14 protein-coding genes are annotated in these 17066 nt (G+C 66.1%); 7 read left to right on the forward strand and 7 right to left on the reverse strand.

Annotation, left to right across the window (positions count from 1 at the left end):
* Positions 1 to 141 precede the first annotated feature (141 nt).
* Positions 142 to 1140, forward strand: coding sequence for a 2-oxoadipate dioxygenase/decarboxylase family protein (locus AC3WUM_RS22170; protein WP_492413090.1), 999 nt, complete (start codon positions 142 to 144; stop codon positions 1138 to 1140).
* Positions 1141 to 1176: 36 nt separating this feature from the next.
* Here AC3WUM_RS22170 and AC3WUM_RS22175 read toward each other — a convergent pair whose 3' ends face one another.
* The gene (locus AC3WUM_RS22175) at positions 1177 to 2604 is read right to left on the reverse strand and encodes a mannose-1-phosphate guanylyltransferase/mannose-6-phosphate isomerase (protein WP_492413092.1); all 1428 of its coding nucleotides are present in this window, start codon (positions 2602 to 2604) and stop codon (positions 1177 to 1179) included.
* Between the two features lie 369 nt (positions 2605 to 2973).
* Between AC3WUM_RS22175 and AC3WUM_RS22180 the strand changes: the two genes are divergently transcribed.
* Complete coding sequence (locus AC3WUM_RS22180; RefSeq protein ID WP_492413094.1) at positions 2974 to 5916, forward strand: ribonucleoside-diphosphate reductase subunit alpha; 2943 nt, start codon at positions 2974 to 2976, stop codon at positions 5914 to 5916.
* 212 nt (positions 5917 to 6128) lie between these two features.
* Here AC3WUM_RS22180 and AC3WUM_RS22185 read toward each other — a convergent pair whose 3' ends face one another.
* The gene (locus AC3WUM_RS22185) at positions 6129 to 7862 is read right to left on the reverse strand and encodes a hypothetical protein (RefSeq protein WP_492413095.1); all 1734 of its coding nucleotides are present in this window, start codon (positions 7860 to 7862) and stop codon (positions 6129 to 6131) included.
* A gap of 322 nt (positions 7863 to 8184) precedes the next feature.
* On the opposite strand from AC3WUM_RS22185, the gene AC3WUM_RS22190 reads away from it, so the two are divergent.
* Genes AC3WUM_RS22190 through AC3WUM_RS22210 form a run of 5 tightly spaced genes read left to right on the forward strand, consistent with a single transcriptional unit; the run spans position 8185 to position 13665 of the window.
* Positions 8185 to 9030 carry a DNA ligase gene (locus AC3WUM_RS22190; RefSeq protein WP_492413097.1) on the forward strand — a complete coding sequence of 282 codons (846 nt, stop codon included), beginning with the start codon at positions 8185 to 8187 and terminating at the stop codon, positions 9028 to 9030.
* A gap of 51 nt (positions 9031 to 9081) precedes the next feature.
* The gene (astB, locus tag AC3WUM_RS22195) at positions 9082 to 10446 is read left to right on the forward strand and encodes an N-succinylarginine dihydrolase (RefSeq protein WP_492413099.1); all 1365 of its coding nucleotides are present in this window, start codon (positions 9082 to 9084) and stop codon (positions 10444 to 10446) included.
* An 18-nt stretch (positions 10447 to 10464) separates the two neighbouring features.
* Entirely contained in the window at positions 10465 to 10959 is a 495-nt protein-coding gene (locus AC3WUM_RS22200) for a GNAT family N-acetyltransferase (RefSeq protein ID WP_492413101.1), read from the forward strand.
* A 25-nt stretch (positions 10960 to 10984) separates the two neighbouring features.
* On the forward strand, positions 10985 to 12826 hold the full coding sequence (locus AC3WUM_RS22205; protein WP_492413103.1) for an ExeA family protein: 1842 nt from the start codon (positions 10985 to 10987) through the stop codon (positions 12824 to 12826).
* Positions 12823 to 13665 carry a general secretion pathway protein GspB gene (locus tag AC3WUM_RS22210; RefSeq protein WP_492413104.1) on the forward strand — a complete coding sequence of 281 codons (843 nt, stop codon included), beginning with the start codon at positions 12823 to 12825 and terminating at the stop codon, positions 13663 to 13665. The genes AC3WUM_RS22205 and AC3WUM_RS22210 overlap by 4 nt, the downstream gene beginning before the upstream one ends.
* A gap of 54 nt (positions 13666 to 13719) precedes the next feature.
* On the opposite strand, the gene AC3WUM_RS22215 is transcribed toward AC3WUM_RS22210, so the two are convergent.
* The 5 genes from AC3WUM_RS22215 to AC3WUM_RS22235 form a co-directional block, all read right to left on the reverse strand.
* Positions 13720 to 14478, reverse strand: a complete 759-nt coding sequence (locus AC3WUM_RS22215) for an S-methyl-5'-thioinosine phosphorylase (RefSeq protein WP_492413106.1) — start codon at positions 14476 to 14478, stop codon at positions 13720 to 13722.
* Between the two features lie 61 nt (positions 14479 to 14539).
* On the reverse strand, positions 14540 to 15106 hold the full coding sequence (locus AC3WUM_RS22220) for a hypoxanthine-guanine phosphoribosyltransferase (protein ID WP_492413107.1): 567 nt from the start codon (positions 15104 to 15106) through the stop codon (positions 14540 to 14542).
* On the reverse strand, positions 15103 to 16080 hold the full coding sequence (gene nagZ, locus AC3WUM_RS22225; protein WP_492413109.1) for a beta-N-acetylhexosaminidase: 978 nt from the start codon (positions 16078 to 16080) through the stop codon (positions 15103 to 15105). Before nagZ ends, AC3WUM_RS22220 begins: the two co-directional genes overlap by 4 nt.
* A gap of 33 nt (positions 16081 to 16113) precedes the next feature.
* Positions 16114 to 16587: a L,D-transpeptidase family protein gene (locus AC3WUM_RS22230; protein WP_492413111.1), complete on the reverse strand. Its 474-nt coding sequence runs from the start codon at positions 16585 to 16587 to the stop codon at positions 16114 to 16116.
* Positions 16577 to 17062, reverse strand: coding sequence for a CYTH domain-containing protein (locus AC3WUM_RS22235; protein ID WP_492413223.1), 486 nt, complete (start codon positions 17060 to 17062; stop codon positions 16577 to 16579). Before AC3WUM_RS22235 ends, AC3WUM_RS22230 begins: the two co-directional genes overlap by 11 nt.
* Between the last annotated feature and the right edge of the window lie 4 nt (positions 17063 to 17066).

Raw genomic sequence — 17066 nt, forward strand, 5'->3', positions numbered from 1 at the left:
CCAGACGATCGGGCGCGCGCGAAGGATGATCGGTCGATTGTAAGCGCGGTCCGCTCGCCCCGGCATGCGGACAACTACTCTTTTTTCATTGGCTTGGAGCACCTAGTCTGGCCGTCCATTCGCCATCCGAGCCGGCCGATCATGTCCAAGCCGATGCCGTCCAGACTCACGCCCGCGCAGCTGCGCGAACGCTTCGTCGCCGCCGCCACCGCCAAGTTCGCGAGCCAGGTGCCCGATTTCGTCGCCCTGCAGAAGCTCGTCGCCGACAACGGCGGCACTTTCCTCAATGACCACGGCGCGATCCGCACGGCCGATCCGGCCGTGACCGCCCTGTTCGCGCGTGCCGCCGGCGTGCTCGGGCTGCGCAAGGAGCTCGACTACCGCTTCCCGGCCAAGAAGCTCGTGAGCTTCGACCTGCAAGCCATCGGTGAAGACAGCCGGCAGTTCAAGATCTTCGTCTCGCAGGTCGACCTCGCCGCGTTTCCGCCCGAAGTCGCCGCGCTTGTGCAGGCCGATTGCGCCGAGCAGGCCCGGGCCGTCGATCATCGCGAGTTCCTCGGCCTGATCGAGCGCGCCGAGGCCGAAGGCGGATTGAGCGAGCGCGAGGCCGACGCCTTCGTCGAGCACTTCGTCCACCGACTCATGCACCGCAACGGTCCGCCGATGAAGCGCTCGACGCTCGAAGCGGTCGCCGCCGTCTCGGGCGAAGCCGCGAGCGCGCTCGCGCTGGGCCCGGACTTCAACCACGTGACGATCGACGTCTACGCCGCGGCCTACGCGAGCATCGAGGCGATGGCCGAGGCGATGACCCGGCGCGGCTTTCGCATGCTGCCGGCGATCCAGGGGGCGCCCGGAACCTTGCTGCGCCAGACCGCGACGCTCGCCGCGACGATGGAGACGCCGGTGCTCGAAGCCGACGGCTCGCTCGGCAGCGCGCGCACCGAAAAGCAGTTCGTCGAGATCATCGAACGCAACCAGGCCGTGAACGCCTGGGGCGGCAAGCTCTGGGCGCAGGACGGCAGCCCGCTGATCTTCCGCAACTTCCTCGCCGCGAACGCCGAGCAGATTTTTGCTGCAGCGTCGACGAAGCTGCCGGGGAACGGGAGACGAGAGGCGGGAGACGATCCGCAGACCTGCTGAAGCCGAAACACCGCGCTTCCAGCGTCTCCCGGCTTCTCAGGCCTTCGCCGCTGGTGTGCGCCCATAGACGTCGTCGAAGCGCACGATGTCGTCCTCCCCCAGATAAGCCCCCGACTGCACCTCGATGAGTTCGAGCGGCACCTTGCCGGGGTTCTCGAGCCGGTGCGTGTGGCCGAGCGGGATGTAGGTGGACTGGTCTTCGGTCAGCAGGAAGTTCTTCTCGCCGCAGTACACGCGCGCGGTGCCCGAGACCACGATCCAGTGCTCGGCGCGGTGATGGTGCATCTGCAGGCTCAGCTTCTGGCCCGGCTTGACGACGATGCGCTTGACCTGGAATCGATCCCCCAGCGCCACCGTCTCGTAGCTGCCCCAGGGCCGGTAGACGCGCGGGCTCGTCTCGGCCTCGGTGCGCTTGGCCTTCTTGAGCCGCTGCACGATCTTCTTGACCTCCTGCACGCGCTCGCGCGGGGCCACCAGCACGGCGTCTTCGGTCTCGACGACCACCGTGTCCTTCATGCCGACCAGGCTCACCAGGCGCGTGCTCGCATGCACGAGGTTGTCCTGGGAATCTTCGACGATCACGTCGCCGCGCACGCGGTTGCCGGATGCGTCGGTGGCCGGCAGCTTGCCGAGGAAGGTCCAGGAGCCGACGTCGTCCCAGCCCGCATCGAGCGGCACCAGGGCGATGTTGGCGGTCTTCTCCATCACCGCGTAGTCGATCGACTCGTTGCGGCACTTCTTGAACGCGGTCGGTTCCAGGCGCACGAAGTCGATGTCCTTCACGGCGTTGTTCCAGCTCTGCAGGCTGGCCGCGTACATCTCGGGTTCCAGGCGCTTCAATTCGTCGAGGAAGACATCGGCGCGGAACAGGAACATGCCGCCGTTCCAGTAGTAGCCGCCTTCGTCGAGGAAGGCCTGGGCCTTTTCGAGCACCGGCTTCTCGACGAACGCCGCGACTTCGAAGGCGCCGTGCTCGGCGGCCGAGCCGGCCTTGATGTAGCCGAAGCCGGTTTCCGGATGCGTGGGCTGGATGCCGAAGGTGACGATCTTGCCGGTGGCGGCGACCTTGGCGGCGGCTTCGACGGCTGCGACGAAGGCCGGGGTGTTCTCGACGGCCTGGTCGGCGGCGAGCAGGAAGACCAGCGCCTGCGGGCCGAAATGCGTGCTCGCGTAGTGCGCGGCGACCGCGGCGGCCGGGGCGGTATTGCGGCCCTCGGGCTCGAGCATGACGGTGGCCTGGTCGAAGCCGATCTCGCGCATCTGCTCGGCGATGACGAAGCGGTGCGCATCACCGCCGATGACCAGCGGCGGGGCGGAATCCTCGAGCTGGGAGACGCGCAGGGCGGTGTTCTGCAGCAGGCTGCGCTCGTTCAGGAGCTTCAGAAACTGCTTGGGGTACTGCTCGCGCGACAGCGGCCACAGGCGGGTGCCGGAGCCGCCGGCCATCAGGACAGGGACGATCATGCGTTTAAAGTCTCTCGGGCTAGCAGGACGGGACACTCGCCGGACTCGCAATCCGGATTTCCATACAAATTGGCGGTGAAAGCTGACTGCCGGCTGTACACGCTGATTTAGCAAAACTAGCCCAATCATTTTGCCGTTCGTCAGCTGACATTGTGTGAATTTCCCCAGACACACCGCAAGCCGGCTTCCGAGTCGGCGAAAAACCCAATAACGACGGCCTCTGCAGCGATCAGTTCACACTTTTTGCACAGGCTATTCACCGTTTCTGGCACAGGATATTGGGGTTGACGCACTGGCGAACCACTAGATATTGTTTCTCGACGGTTCGCCACCGTCTCGGACGGAACCGACTCAATCCTTAGGGGCGCCATGCAAACACAAGTCACTGAAAACACTGAATCGCGCCGCATTCCTGCGGGCCCTGCCTCCACTGCCGAGCTCACCGCGGTTGCTCCGGGCGGCGTCAAGGTTATTCGCCGCAACGGCAAGGTCACGGGCTTCGATCAGTCCAAGATCGCCATCGCGCTGACCAAGGCCTTCCTCGCCGTCGAAGGCGGCCAGGCCGCGGCGAGCGCCCGCGTGCGCGAGACCGTGCAGACGCTGACCGCCCAGGTCGTCGCCGCGCTGACGCGCCACCTGTCGGGCGGCGGCACCGTCCATATCGAAGACATCCAGGACCAGGTCGAACTGGCCCTGATGCGCGCCGGCGAACACAAGGTCGCCCGCGCCTATGTGATCTACCGCGCCGAGCGCGCCCGCGAGCGCGCCGCCGAAGCCGCCAAGAGCGAGCCCAACCTGCCCGCCGGCCCGGTAATCAACGTCAAGTTCGACGACGGCAGCCTGCATGCGCTCGACGTCGCGCGCATCCAGCGCGTGGTCACCGAAGCGGCCGAAGGCCTGACCGGCATCAGCGTCGAAGAAGTGGTGTCCTCGGCCCTGCGTGATCTCTACGACGGCATTCCGGAGGCCGAACTCTCCCAGGCCGTGACGCTCGCCGCGCGCGCGCGCATCGAGAAGGAGCCGAACTACACCTACGTTTCCGCGCGCCTGCTCATGGACGGCCTGCGCCACGAGGCGCTCAAGTTCCTGCGCATGTCCGAGACGCGTCCGACCTTCGAGGAAATGAAGGCGATCTACCCGGACTACTTCCGCGAGTACATCCACCGCGCCATCGAACTCGAACTGCTCGATCCCAAGCTCGCGCTGTTCGACCTCGACGCGCTCGGCAAGGCGCTGCTGGCCGATCGCGACGCCAAGTTCGACTACCTGGGCCTGCAGACGCTCTACGACCGCTACTTCATCCACAGCAACAAGACCCGCTTCGAGCTGCCGCAGGCCTTCTTCATGCGCGTGGCGATGGGCCTGGCGATGAACGAAATCGACCGCGAAACGCGCGCGATCGAGTTCTACACGCTGCTGTCCTCGTTCGACTTCATGAGCTCGACGCCGACGCTGTTCAACAGCGGCACGCCGCGTCCGCAGCTGTCGTCGTGCTACCTCACGCAAGTGCCGGACGACCTGCACGGCATCTTCGGCGCGATCCACGATAACGCGATGCTCAGCAAGTTCGCGGGTGGCCTCGGCAACGACTGGACGCCGGTGCGCGGCATGGGCGGCTGGATCAAGGGCACCAACGGCAAGTCCAACGGCGTCGTGCCGTTCCTGAAAGTCGCGAACGACACCTGCGTCGCCGTGAACCAGGGCGGCAAGCGCAAGGGCGCGCTGTGTGCCTATCTCGAGACCTGGCACCGCGACATCGAGGAGTTTCTCGAGCTGCGCAAGAACACCGGCGACGACCGCCGCCGCACGCACGACATGAACACGGCCAACTGGGTGCCGGACCTGTTCATGAAGCGCGTGATGGAAGACGCGCCGTGGACGCTGTTCTCGCCCGACGAGACGCCGGACCTGCACGAACTCGTCGGCGAGGCCTTCGAGAAGAAGTATCTCGAGTACGAAAAGCTCGCCGACGAAGGCCGCATCAAGAACTTCAAGCGCATCCAGGCGCTCGGCCTCTGGCGCAAGATGCTGTCGATGCTGTTCGAGACCGGCCATCCGTGGATCACGTTCAAGGACCCGTGCAACCTGCGCTCGCCGCAGCAGCACGTGGGCGTCGTGCACAGCTCCAACCTGTGCACCGAGATCACGCTCAACACCAAGGCCAACCAGGAAATCGCGGTCTGCAACCTCGGTTCGGTGAACCTGCCCGCGCACATCACCGCCGAAGGCAAGCTCGACAAGGCCAAGCTCGAGAAGACCATCACGACCGCGATGCGCATGCTCGACAACGTCATCGAGTACAACTACTACTCGGTGCCGACCGCGCGTAACTCCAACCTGCGCCACCGTCCGGTCGGCCTCGGCGTGATGGGCTTCAACGACGCGCTCTACAAGCTGCGCCTGCCCTACGAGTCGGACCGCGCGATCTCGTTCGCCGACTATTCGATGGAAGCGATCAGCTACTACGCGCTGAAGGCTTCGGCCGATCTGGCGGTCGAGCGTGGCGCCTACAGCAGCTTCAAGGGCTCGCTGTGGGACCAGGGCATCCTGCCGATCGACTCGATCCGCCTGCTCGCCGAAGCGCGTGGCGATCAGTACTTGCAGCAGGACACCAAGGCCTCGGGCGCTTTCGACTGGGACAGCCTGCGTACGCAGATCAAGACCACCGGCATCCGCAACAGCAACACGATGGCGATCGCCCCGACCGCGACCATCGCCAACATCACCGGCGTGTCGCAGTCGATCGAACCGACGTACCAGAACCTCTACGTGAAATCGAACCTGTCGGGCGAGTTCACGGTGGTCAACGAGTACCTCGTCAACGATCTCAAGAAGCTCGAGCTCTGGGACGAAGTCATGGCCCACGACCTCAAGTACTACGACGGCAGCGTGCAGAAGATCGACCGCGTTCCGGAAGACCTCAAGGCCCTCTACAAGTGCGCCTTCGAAATCGACCCGAAGCGTCTCGTCGATGCGGGCAGCCGCCGCCAGAAGTGGATCGACCAGGCGCAGTCGCTGAACCTCTACATGGCGCAGCCGAGCGGCAAGAAGCTCGACGAGCTCTACAAGCACGCCTGGCTGTCGGGCCTCAAGACCACCTACTACCTGCGCACGATGGGCGCGACGCACACCGAGAAGACGACGATCACCGACACGCGCCTCAACAAGGTCGGCAACACCTCGGGCAGCAGCACCGCGGCGACAGCGGCGGCCGTCGCAGCGCCGGCTCCGGTCGATAGCTACGCCGCCACCGATGTCGGCAGCGCCAAGGTCTGCTCGATCCTCGATCCGGATTGCGAGGCTTGTCAGTAGGCCTTCGATCTTCACTGCTGCAAACGAAGAACCCGGCGCCAGCCGGGTTCTTCGTTTGGGAAACCGGTCTTTATCCGATCCCTATTCCTGCAAGTGCATCCAGCCGCCCAGCCTTTCTCGATGCGGCTGACGACCTTGATTCTGGCGACTCGCGAAGATCCACCCCGCCCGCAATCTTCGAGAGCTGATCGCGGGCGTGGTTTTCACATTGCTCAGGGCGCGACGATGCTCAGGTAGAACTCCGACGCGGGGTCCGGCATCGAGACGAGTCTGCTGATGAGCACGCGCTTGCTGCCATCGCTGCTGTGGAACACGAACTGCCCGAACTGCGCGTAGCTGCGGCCGGCGATGGTCATCGGCGCGATCGAATAGCTGGCGGTGCGATTGAAGAACTGGCTTTCGTACAGGTTGTAGTAGTTGCGGCAGTCCGAGATGCTGGAGCTGCCGAAGCCCCTCTCGCAGGACATGTCGTACTCGACCAGTGCAATCTCCTTCTTCTCGGCGGTCTGGCTCAGCGAGCGGATTCGATAGCCGTAATAATCGCCGCTGGAGAGCGTCAGGCTGCCGTTGTAAACCATGTCTTGAGACTGCACGTTCGACGAGCGGAATGTACGTCCGCAAGCCGTATAGATATGCACGCCATCCTCCGACATCCAGAGGTCGCCGCACATCGGATAGGTGCCGTGGTAAGGGGAGTCGTAGGAACTCGTCACCGGGCCGGTCGAAATGTCGTAGCGCTCGATGTCATCGGGCGAGAGACCATTGTTCGCACCATAGATTGCATTTCCAGACGGATGCAGCTTGGCGCGCGTGCCGGCGTAGATCGTCGCGTAGGCGCTCGGCGTTTCCTTGTTCGTGGCGACCTCGACGGAGTAGATCGACTCCCACTGATCCTGCAGCGGGAAGGCATGCACCCAGCCCTTGCCGTCGAGCACGATGTCGAGCACGCCGGTGCTGACATTGAGCAGCTTCTTGGCCGCAATCGGTGTGGTGATCCTGGTCAGGTCGACATGCGTGATCAGCGCATCGTGACCGACCGCCGCAGTGAGACCATTGGGAGCGACCGAAACGGAGGTCGGCACCTTGTCGAGCGGCAGCGCCTGCTCGGTACCGGAGGCCAGGCTATAGAGAAAGAGCTGGTTACGCGGGTAGCTCGACACCATCACCACCGCATCCAGGGCAGCGCTGTATTCGGCATCGATCACATCGTGCCCAAGAGACTGCACGCTGGACGTCGGCAGCACTGGGCGATCGGGCTGGGCCGGAAGATCGGGAGTGACGGTGTAGTTGATGGTGACCGTGGCCGGGCTGCCCTGTGCGTAGCGCGAGCAGTCGTAGGTGTAGCAGGCGGTGATGCTGACGGTTCCCTGATAGATGCCTTCGGCCAGGCCGTAATTGAAATCGATCGCCAGCTCGGCTGTATTGGCGTTGACGGCGGAAATGTAGGCGTTGCTGATGGTCGACGTGCCGGACGTGATCGAAGCCGTGAAGCTCAGGCCGCCCGACGGCGAGTTGGCGATCGTGATCGGAACTCGCAATGTCGATGGGCCCGTGCCGACCTCCGACGAAGACGAGGCCGAAGCCGGCACCGAAATGCTCGCTGAGGGTCGGGTGCCTTGCGTCACGGTATAGGTGACGTTGACGGTGGCAGGGCTGCCTTTGAACGGTTTGCTGCATTCCTCGTCACTGCAGAACTGCACTTGCACCCGATCCCGATAGGTCCCGGGAGTCAAGCCCGACGGCGGCAACAGGTACAGCAACATCACGCCGGAGTCGACGTCGGTGGCATACAGATCGAGCGCCGAAATCGCGCCGCCGTCGTAGCCATAGCTGATATAGACCGGTGTTTCTTCATCGATATTGTCGAGCTCGATGCCGATCTCAGCGGTCGGCGCCGAGTCATCGGTCGTCGCAGAAACCGCGATCGATTTCTGACTCAGGTGCAAGGCGGGTTCGCTACTGCCACCCCCTCCGCCGCCACAAGCTGCAAGCCACATCGAAGCCAGCCCGATGAGGGCAGCCTTACTGATTCCGCGCATGAAATTCCCCGTGAATGCCAATAGACGCAAAACACCCGTCAAACGTGGCCGATCCTGCTCCGCAGCCTGCGGCCCCCTGGTCGGCTATCGGCCATTTAATGCGGTAATCGATGGGCAAACAAGCTCGTCGAAGCAAAAATCACGACAAGCTCGCAGCGGGCTGGGCAGCAGGTCTCAGACATCCGGGTGATTCTCGCCCATGCTCAGGCTTTCCCTCATCGATTCCCTCATGCGCGCCCTGCTACTCGTCGTCGGACTCCTCGCACTGATGCCGGCCGCGGCTAGTGCCGACGAGCCTCCACCCGTCATGCTCGCCGAGGTCTATCACGAGGGCGATGCGATCGATCTGCGCGCCTGGCGCGTCAGCGAGAAGTTCGATGGCGTGCGCGCCTGGTGGGACGGCCAGCGCCTGCTCACGCGCAACGGCCACGTCATCGCGGCGCCGACGTGGTTCACGGCCGGCTGGCCCGAAACCGTGCTCGACGGCGAACTGTGGATCGCGCGCGGACAGTTCGAACTCGTCTCGGGCACGGTTCGGCGACAGCAGCCGGTCGACTCCGAATGGAAGCGCGTGCGTTATCTGGTGTTCGATCTGCCCGCGCAAGCCGGTGATTTCGATGCCCGCAATTCGAAGCTCGCGACGGTGGTGACTGCGCTTGGGCAGCCGTGGGTACAGGTCGTCGAGCAGCGCCGCATCGACTCGATGCATGCGCTGCGCAAGCTGTTCGACTCCGTGATCATGGAAGGCGGCGAAGGGCTCATGCTCAAGCGCGGCGCCTCGGCGTATCAGGCCGGGCGCAGCGCCGACCTGCTCAAGTACAAGCCCTACGACGATGCCGAGGCCGTGGTGATCGGCTACGTGCCCGGCAAGGGCAAGTACGAGAACCAGGTCGGCTCGCTGATCGTGCGCGACGCCGCCGGCCGCGAGTTCCGCGTCGGCAGCGGCCTGCGCGATCTCGATCGCAAACAGCCGCCCGCGATCGGCAGCACGATCACCTACGCCTACACCGGCCTGACCCGCGACGGCTTGCCGCGCTTCGCGCGCTTTCTGCGCGTTCGGACCGACCTGCCCTAGCCCGGAAAAACCCGGATTCGATGCGCTCGACGCGATGATAGGCTGCGACGCATGAGCACTCCCCAAGTCCCCGCCGTCGAAGCGAACTTCGACGGCCTCGTCGGTCCCACGCACAACTACGCGGGCCTCGCGCATGGCAATCTCGCGGCGGCCAAGAACGCCGAGCTACCGTCGAATCCGCGCGAAGCGGCGCTGCAAGGGCTCGCCAAGATGCGCGCCCTGCAGCAGCTCGGGCTCGCCCAGGGCGTGCTGCCTCCGCAGGAGCGCCCGAACCTGCCGGCCCTGCGACGGCTCGGCTATTCGGGCCGCGACCGCGACATCCTCGCCAAGGTGGCGCGCGAAGCGCCGGGCCTGCTCGCGGCGGTCAGCTCAGCCTCGAGCATGTGGACGGCCAACGCCGGCACGGTGTCCCCGAGCGCCGATACGGCCGACGGACGCGTGCACTTCACGCCCGCGAACCTGTGCAGCAACCTGCATCGTTCGTTCGAGCCCGAAACCAGCGGCCGCGTGCTGCGCGCCACGTTCCCGGACGCGCACCATTTCGAACATCACGAACCCCTGCCCGCGACACCCGCGCTCGGCGACGAAGGCGCGGCGAACCACACGCGGCTCTGCGCGGACTACGGCGAGCCCGGGCTCGAACTGTTCGTCTACGGCAAGGGCAATGCCGACGAGCCGGCCCCGCAAAAATTCCCGGCGCGACAGACACGCGCCGCCTGCGAGGCGCTCGCCCGCCTGCACGGACTGCAAGCCGGGCGCACGCGGCATCAGCTGCAGAATCCGACCGTGATCGATCAGGGCGTGTTCCACAACGACGTCATAGCGGTCGGCAACCGCGAAGTGCTGCTGCATCACGAAGACGCGTTCGCCGACGCCGCCACGCTCAGGCAGTGGATCACGCAGAACTGGCCCAGCGCGCGCGAACCGTCCAGAAAGCCGGTCTTCATCGAAGTGCCGCGCAGCGCGGTCAGCGTCGAAGACGCGGTGAACTCTTATCTGTTCAACAGCCAGCTCGTCTGTCCGCCCGACGGGGGCATGCAGCTGATCGTCTCATCCGAATGCCAGGAGAACCCGCGCGTCTGGCAGCAGATTCAGCGCATCGTCGAGGACGCCGGCAACCCGCTCACGCAGGTGCGGGTGTTCGACCTGCGCCAATCGATGCGCAACGGCGGCGGCCCGGCCTGCCTGCGCCTGCGCGTGGTGCTGAGCGACGCCGAGCGCGGGGCCGTCAACGCCTCGAGCTGGATCACGCCCGAGCGCTACGACGCGCTCACGGCCTGGGTGATGCGCTACTACCGCGATCGCCTCGTGCTCGCCGACCTCGCCGATGCGGCGCTGCTCGACGAAACCCGCACCGCGCTCGACGTGCTGACGCAGATCCTCGGCATCGGCAGCGTGTACGACTTTCAACGATGATCGGCCGCTGATCAGACCATGACCGATTGGACCTGGCACCACTGGCGCGATCTGACGCCCGACACGCTCTACGCCTTCCTGAAGCTGCGCAGCGACATCTTCGTGGTCGAGCAGAACTGCGTGTTCTCGGAAATGGACGGCATCGACCCGCTCTGCGAACACCTCTGCTCGACCGACGCGGGCGGCCGGCTGCTGGCCTATCTGCGGCTGGTGCCGCCCGGCGTCGCCCGGCCGCACAGCCTGTCGCCGCCACCAGCCGGGCCGGCGATCGGGCGCGTCGTGGTTTCGCTCGCCGAGCGCGGCACCGGCCTCGGCCGGCGGCTCATGCAACAGGCGCTGGCCCATTGCGATCGGCGCTACGCGGGCCAGACCGTGTTCCTGTCCGGGCAGCAGCATCTCGAAGCCTTCTACGCCTCGCTCGGTTTTTCGCGCTGCAGCGATCCGTATCTTGAAGACGGCATCGCCCATGTCGACATGCGGCGCCCGGCTATACTCGAAAGCTCATCGCCCTAGCCCACCGACTTAGCGACCGCGCTGCGTGTACCTTTCCTTCTTCAATCTCCGGGAGATGCCGTTCACGATCACCCCGGACCCGGCCTATCTGTACCTGTCGCCGCGGCATCAGGAGGCGCTCGGGCACCTGCTGTACGGCACCGGCCAGTACGGCGGCTTCGTCCAGCTGACCGGCGAAGTCGGCACCGGCAAGACCACCATCGTGCGCACGCTGCTCGAGCAGAAGCTCGACGGCGTCGACGTGGCGATGATCCACAACCCGAGCCAGAACGAGATCGAGTTCGTGCAGTCGATCTGCGACGAGCTCGGCGTCGATTACAGCAAGGCTGGCGCCACGCCGACGCTCAAGCAGCTCGGCGACGCGCTCAATGTGCATCTGCTGGCCTCGCACGCGGCCGGCAAGCGCACCGTGGTGATCATCGACGAGGCGCAGAACCTGCCGCGCGACGTGCTCGAACAGGTGCGCCTGCTGACCAACCTCGAGACGCACAAGGAAAAGCTGCTGCGCATCATGCTGATCGGCCAGCCCGAGCTGGTCGACCTGCTGTCGCGCCCGGACTTGCGCCAGCTCGCGAGCCGCATCACCGCGCGCTACCACCTGATGCCGCTCTCCGAAGCCGAAACGGCCGAGTACATCCGCCACCGGCTGCGCGTCGCCGGTACCACCGAGGAGCTGTTCCCGACCGCCGCGATCCACGAGATCCACAAGGCCACGCGCGGGGTGCCGAGGCTCGTCAACATCCTCTGCGACCGCGCCCTGCTCGGGGCCTACAGCCAGGGCCTGCGCCGGGTGCAGCCCGACACCGTGCGCCGGGCGGCCGGCGAATCGATCGGAGCGATGCCGAACGCGTCGCAACCGGAGCGCTGGTCGCTCGGCAAGCCCGGCTGGCTGCAGCTGCCGCAATCGCGCCTGCGCTGGATCGAGGCCGTGCTGACCTGCATCGCGGTGATCATTTCGATCGCGCTGGTCTACCAGACGTTTTTCTCCGAACGCTCGGCACGGCCCGCGGCGCACGATCCGGCGGCCGCCACGCAGGCCGACGAAGGAGGCGCGACGCCCCCCGAACCGTCCGGGCCAGCCGCGGCATCCGTCCAAACGGAGGCCAAACCGTCCGGTGCCGAAGCGGCACAAAAGCCGGCAACTTCGGCGAACGATCCTGCAAAAGGCTCCGCGAAAACTGCAGCGGCCACCAACGCAGCACCGGCCCCGGACGCGCTCGGCGTCGCGAGCGCCCCGGCCGGAGCCGACCTGACCACGCTGCTGCAATCGTCGCAGTCGCTGCCGGTGGTCATGAGCCGGCTGATCCGGCTCTGGGATCGCGACATCGTTCTGCCCTCGGGCGCCAACGTCTGCCGCGAGCTCTCGCAGCGCAAGCTCGAGTGCTACAAGGGCACCGGCGAATGGGCCGACCTGCGCACGATGAACCGCCCGGCCCTGCTGTCGCTGACCACGGGCCGCGGCGAACAGCAGCATGTGCTGCTGCGCGGGCTCACCGCCAATTTCGCGAGCATCGAGACCGGTCGCGGGACGATCAGCGTGCCACTCGACCAGATCGATGCGCTCTGGACCGGCGAATTCCTGCTGCTCTGGCGCCGCGAAGTGGCCGACACCTATCTGACCCAGGGCAGTCGCGGCCCCTCGGTGGTCTGGCTGCGCACGCGTCTGGCCGAACTCGCCGGTGGCGCGCCGAACTCGCCGGTCTCCGACCGTTTCGACGCCGACCTCGCCCAGCAGCTCAAGAAATTCCAGAGCGCGCACGAGCTCGAGGCCGACGGCGTGCTCGGCATCCGCACGCTGATCGCGCTCGGCGACCATGCGAGCGACACGCCGATGTTGGCGACGCCCGCCACGAGCACCGCTCCATGAGCTTCATCCTCGACGCCCTGCGCAAGGCCGAGCGTGACCGCAACCTCGGCCAGGCGCCGAACCTGCAGGACGTGGCGCTGGCCTCGGATGAGGCGCGGCGGACCAGCGAACCACGCCAGGCCGCCCCGCGCCTGCTCGTGCTCGCCGGGCTCGTGCTGCTGGTCTGCCTGGGCCTGTACATGATCTTCAAGCCGCAGCGCGAAGCCACACCGCAGCGGCCGGCGCTGCCGCCCGGCAAGATCACCGCGACCGTGCGCGGCCCGGCGCCCTCGCCCGCCGCGGTCGGCGCGGAGCCCGAGCAGCCTGCGGCGTCGCCGGAAGCGCTGGCGCCGGCGATCGACGAATCGGCCAACCTCGCGAGCTTCGACGACCTCACCGGAGCGAACCCGCCGCCAGCCATCGCCCCGGAGCCGCCCGCCGCGGAACCCGAGCCCACGCCGCACCCCGATTTCGTCGTCCGCCCGGACCCGCCGGCCGCCGCGAACTTCACGCCCGAGACGCCGATTCCGTCCGCTCCGGCCAGTCCGGAAACCGCTGCCCCGAACCGGCTGTCCTCATACGACACGCCGCCCTCGTCGTCGCCAGCGCCGGAGGCGGCGCCAATGAGCGCAAACGCGCTCGAATCGATGCCGCAGTCCTATCAGGCCGCCTTCCCGACCCTGTCGGTCGACGTCCACGTCTGGGATTCGAACCCGCAGAAGCGCTTCGTGCTCGTCGGCGGCCGCCGCTACCGCGAAGGCGACACGCTCGCCGCGGGGCCCCGGCTCGTCGAGATCGCCCAGCAGGGTCTCATCCTCGACTTCAACGGCGAGCGCGTGCTGTATTCGATCGCGCAGTAGCGCGCATCGAGTTCAAAGGCGCCGCGCTTGGCGGCGGCGCCCAAAGTCGCATCCCTACGACAGCGCCGGCAGCGCCTTGCCGAGCACCGCGCGCACCTTCGCCATGCCCTGCTCGACCGACTGCTCGATCTCGTCGTGGATGCCGCCGCTGCCGATGCCCGCGCCCCAGTTCACCGAGACCGCGAGGCAGGCGTAGTCGAGCCCGAGTTCGCGTGCGAGCGGCGCTTCGGGGAAGCTCGTCATGCCGACGAGGTCGCAGCCGTCCTGCTTGAGCTTGCGGATCTCGGCCGGGGTTTCGAGACGCGGGCCCTGCGTGATCGCCATGACGCCACCATCGGTGATCGCCACGCCGGCACTATTCGCCGAATCGAGCAGCACGCGACGCAGCGACTGGCTGTAGGGCTCGGCCATTTCGACGTGGTGCAGCGACCAGCGATCGGTGCCGTCGGAATAGGTGTGATCGCGGCCGTAGGTGTAGTCGATCGCGTCGTGCGGAATGCCGACCTGAGCGGGCGCATAGCCTTCGGTGATGCCGCCGACCGCGGCGATCGCGATAACTCTTTCGATGCCGGCCTGCTTGAGCGCCCAGAGGTTCGCGCGATAGTTGATCAGGTGCGGCGGAATCTTGTGGCCTTCGCCATGGCGCGCGAGAAAGCAGGCGCGCACGCCGTAGACGCTGCCGAACAGCAGCGGCGCGCTGGCCGCGCCATAGGGCGTCATCGTCTCGACGCGCTCTTCGATGACCAGGCCCGGCCAGCTGTTCATGCCGGTGCCACCGATGACGGCGATCTTCGGACGTGCTGCGTTGCTCATGCGCTCTTCTTCACTCGATGCGTTGTCTGATGTTGTCTCAAAGCGCGATGACCGCGCGATGTCACAGGCCCTTCACGGCATAGATCGCGGGCAGCTGGCGCCAGTATTCCTTGTAGTCCATGCCGCAGCCGAACACGTAGCGGTCCTCGACCGACAGGCCGATATATTCCGCATGCGCGCCCGCAGCGCGGCGATCGTGCAGCTTTTCGGCGAGCACGGCGACCGCGAGGCTCGTCGGTGCGAACTCCATCAGTGCGCGACGGATCGCGACGAGCGTATAGCCCTCGTCGAGAATGTCGTCGATCACGAGCACGTGACGGCCACTAATCAGCGCCGGATCGGGCTGGCGCTTCCAGGTCAGGCCGCCGCCGCTCGTCGCGCCGCGATAACGCGTCGCGTGCAGGTAATCCTGTTCGAAACCGAAGCTCAGGCGACCGACGATCTCGGCGGTCGGAATCAGCCCGCCGTTCATGACCGTGAGGATCAGCGGATTGAGTTCGGCGTAGCGCGCGGTGATGTCCTTCGCGAGCCTGTCGTAGGCGGCCTGCACGGCCGCCGCGCTGTGCAGGCAATCGGCTTCGGCGAGCACTTCGCGCGCATGCGCGAGCCGTGACAGATCCTGCGTCATGAGGCGATCTCCTTGCGATAGAGCTTGCGCAGCCGTTGCGAGCTGCTCCGTCGCGGCTTGATGTCCTTGAGCGCGTCGAGCAAGGCCGCGCAACCCGGCCGATCGTTGCAGACCGGCAGCATGTCGCAGCCCGCCGAGAGCGCCAGACGCGCGCGATCCTCGAGCCCGCCGACGACGGCCGCGCCGTTCATCGACAGGTCGTCGCAGATCACCGCGCCGCGAAAACCGAGCTTGCGACGCAGGAACGTCATGATCCACTTGCGCGACAGCGACGCTGGCGTGCTATCGAAGGCGCTGTAGCGCACGTGCGCCATCATCAGCGACTCGATACCGTCTTCGATGAGCTGCTTGAACGGCAGCAGATCGAGTGCCGCGAGATCCTGCAACGGACGCCGGTCGATCGGCAGTTCGAGATGCGAATCGGCGACCACGTTGCCGTGCCCCGGAAAATGCTTGCCGGTCGAGGCGATGCCCTGGCTGCGCAGGCCTGCCGCAACGGCGCGCGCGAGTTCGATGACGATCTCCGGGTCACCCGAAAACGCGCGATCGCCGATGATTTGGCTCATGCCGGCATCGACATCGAGCACCGGTGCGAACGGCAGGTCGATGCCGTAGCTCGCGAGCTCGCGGCCGATGGTCGCGCCCCAGCCCTGCGCTTCGCTGCGCGCACGCGCCGCATCTTCGAGATACAGCCGACCGAGCGTCGCCATCGCCGGAACGCGCGTGAAGCCGACGCGAAAGCGCTGCACGCGCCCGCCTTCGTGATCCACCGCGAGCAGCAGGCGCGGCGCGCTCTTGATCGCGAGAATGTCCTTGCACAGCGCCGCGAGCTGCGCGGGGTCGTGATAATTGCGCGTGAACAGAATCACGCCGCCGACCAGCGGATGACTCAGCAGTTCGCGATCTTCCGCGGTGACTTCCTGGCCGGGAATGTCGGCCATGATCGGGCCGATCAACGGGGTGCTCGAGGGCATGGGTGTGAGAACCTGAGTCTGGCGCGAGTTGTTTTAATGGATGTGAACGACGGTGCCGACCGGCACGCGATCGTAAAGCTCGATGATGTCGGCATTGTCCATGCGCACGCAGCCCTTGGAGCCTGGAAGTCCAAGCTGCGTCGCATACGGCGTGCCGTGGATGTAGATGTAGCGGCGAAAGGTATCGACGAGGCCGAGCCGATTGCGTCCGGGCTCGGTGCCCGACAGCCACAGGATGCGCGTGAGGATCCAGTCGCGGCCGGGCTGTTGCGCGTGCAGCTCGGGCGTCCAGATTTCGCCGGTCGGACGACGTGCGCGAAACACCGCCGCAAGCGGCTGATCGCCGCCGATCTTGGCGCGCACGATGTGCGCCCCGCGCGGTGTGCAGCCCGAGCCGTTGATTTCGCCAGCGCCATTGGCGGCCGTCGATACGATGAACTCGCGCAGCGTGTGTTCGCCTTCGATCAAGCGCATGCGCTGCCGCTGCAGATCGACCTCAAGCTGCATCGTCTTTGGACCAGCGTGAATACGGGTGACTCGCGAGCGCGTTGTTGTAATAGCGCTGTTCCTGCGTGACTTCTTCGCCGAGCCAGGACGGCAGCGCAAAAGCCTCGTCCTCGCTGCTCAGCTCGATCTCGGCGACCACGAGTCCGGCGTTGTCGCCTTCGAACTCGTCGACTTCCCACAAGTGGCCTTGGTGGTTCACATAGTGGCGCGTCTTGAGAATGAGCCCGCGGCACAGCGTGCGGATCATCTCGTCGGCCTCGTCGGCCGGAATCGTGTACTCGTACTCGGCGCGCGTGCTGCCGACCACGGCCTGCTTGACGTTGAGCTTGCCGACATCGCCTTCGACGCGAACGCGCACCGATGCAGGCGCACCGAGCGCCGTCAGATAGCCGTGGCGCATCGCGATGCGCTCATGCGCCTGCTCACGCCAGGCACTGCCGGAGACGAGGAACTTGCGTTCGATTTCGAGCGGCATGCGG

It is taken from the genome of Hydrocarboniphaga sp. FW305-C-57, from assembly GCF_058783045.1.